The organism is Rhizobium bangladeshense, from assembly GCF_001662075.1.
In the GTDB taxonomy this organism is placed as follows: Bacteria; Pseudomonadota; Alphaproteobacteria; order Rhizobiales; family Rhizobiaceae; genus Rhizobium; species Rhizobium bangladeshense_B.
The window spans coordinates 1-1,800 of the sequence record NZ_LYPL01000070.1 but is presented as its reverse complement, the minus strand read 5'-3'; the positions used below and the strand labels follow the sequence as shown (position 1 = coordinate 1,800).

Annotated in this window: 3 protein-coding genes; all 3 read left to right on the top strand. The window is 55.0% G+C overall.

What is annotated here, in order from left to right; genetic code table 11:
- On the top strand, window positions 1–497 hold a 497-nt coding region (locus A7X77_RS33675), incomplete at its 5' end, for a hypothetical protein (protein WP_197486927.1).
- A gap of 45 nt (window positions 498–542) precedes the next feature.
- Window positions 543–719, top strand: a complete 177-nt coding sequence (locus A7X77_RS31415) for a hypothetical protein (RefSeq protein ID WP_156668202.1) — start codon at window positions 543–545, stop codon at window positions 717–719.
- An 86-nt stretch (window positions 720–805) separates the two neighbouring features.
- Entirely contained in the window at window positions 806–1,525 is a 720-nt protein-coding gene (locus A7X77_RS31410; RefSeq protein ID WP_064686668.1) for a hypothetical protein, read from the top strand.
- Window positions 1,526–1,800 lie beyond the last annotated feature (275 nt).

The following is a 1,800-nucleotide window of genomic DNA, read 5'->3' as shown; positions in this document are numbered from 1 at the left end:
CTTCAACCTCACAAGTGCGGGAGAGATTGGGGCTAACACAGCAAGCGATCACGGCGTTCCGGCGCGCGGGCTATCTTTCCACTGTGGATGCCGGGTCAGCGTTCGGCGAAAGCCGCCCACGTTACATGACCAAGGATGTGGACGTGATCGTACAGAACATTCAGGCGTGCCGTGTGGGGCGCATCCGCGGAGCATTTCGACCGTTCCTCACCGTTTTCCAGAGGGGACGAATGAGAACCACCGACGCGTATCGATTGATGTTGGATGGCAAAATCGCCTCGGTGCGAAAGGCAGGCGAAGCACGCTTCGACACACTCTACATTGACTACTGGGATGTCTCGAGGGAGCTTTCCTCCAACCGCGTTGACGGCATTTCGATCAAGGAGGCCAGCAAGGTTCTCAACGTGAGCATTCTGAACGTGCGTAGTCTGATCGAGCACGGTTTTCTCGTACCCGGTGAGCGAATTCGGAAGTTTGGCTTTAACCCCGTTGTGTAGTTGAAAAAAGAGGACGTCCTGGAGTTCAAAAAGAATTTCGGTGGGATGACCAGCATCGCCAATGACCTTGGAGTTGCGGTCGCACTCGTGTCTCGCGTTATCAAAGCCGCAAAGATTGAACCGCTTTATCCTGCGACCCGGGTACAAGGCAAAAAGACCGAATCTCGGATGTTCGAGAGGCAGAAGGTTGTGGATGCTGTCACGGTATTCAAAGGAGGATAGCCGCCACTGCTAAACTGACATCGCTCTGATCCGTTTGTCACTTGCGCCCCGAACTTTGATCCTTCTCCAAATTAATGGAGCAGGACATGACAATCAAACAACCACACCCCGTTCTTTACCCGCAGTTGGTCGCCCTCGGACAAGATCGATCGGCGTCGCTCCTCGGCCTGCAAAAGGCCCGCAATGAAGTCGCGCTACACGCCGAGTTTCGCCCACTTGAGGGCGACAGCCTCGGATTTGACGGCCGCATGGATTATGCAGCGACAGTCTCGCATATCTGGGAAAGCTTCGTATCGAGAGGCGGCAAGATGCATGCCATGGCAGACAAGCTTCCAGACATAGACGGGCTGCGGGAGATCGCAATCTCCGAGCTGTCCGGCCTTCGGCTCCCCGATGCGTTCTACGCACACTACGGTGAAGAAGTCGGTCTTGCCCTCGCTGGTCATCCGAACATTTACGTCGATGGCGTTTACTTTGTTCACACGACCGTTCTGGGCGATCCCATGTATCTGTATATGGTTGCGTGCGGGAACCGCCGCGCGGCTTTCGAGAACATGTCCCTCGGGCAACTGACAATCGAGAAGACGAGAGTCGCGATAGGGACCGTGGAACCTACGCAGCAGTTCAGCGACACATTCGATGACCTCATCGGTGATCCCGAAGTTTGCGATGCCGTGAGGCAGACGGCACTCAAGGATGTCATCGCGCTCTCGTTGGCATTCATTTCCGATCCAGACGCCGCCTTGGACCTCAGGAAAGAGGTTCATTTGTCGCCGCCGACCGCAGTAATGGGCATGAGGAACTAGGTCTGAGGCCCGCCCGGCCCCGGCCGCGATTGGCCTTGAAAACCATGCCAATAATCCGGACGCTTTTCTAAAGGTAAACTGGACGCACTGGAGCGTCCAAAAATTGGCAAATGGGGTCTTGTAGGCGCAAATCTAAAGTCACGGAGCAGGTTCTTCAGCGTATGGTATGTATGTTGGAATCGAAGCTAATTCCGGCCAAAAGCCTCTGAAATTGGCCATTTCCGACAGAAGAAATAGCCGACCCGATATAGGAGGCCGTCCGGGCACTAATAGTG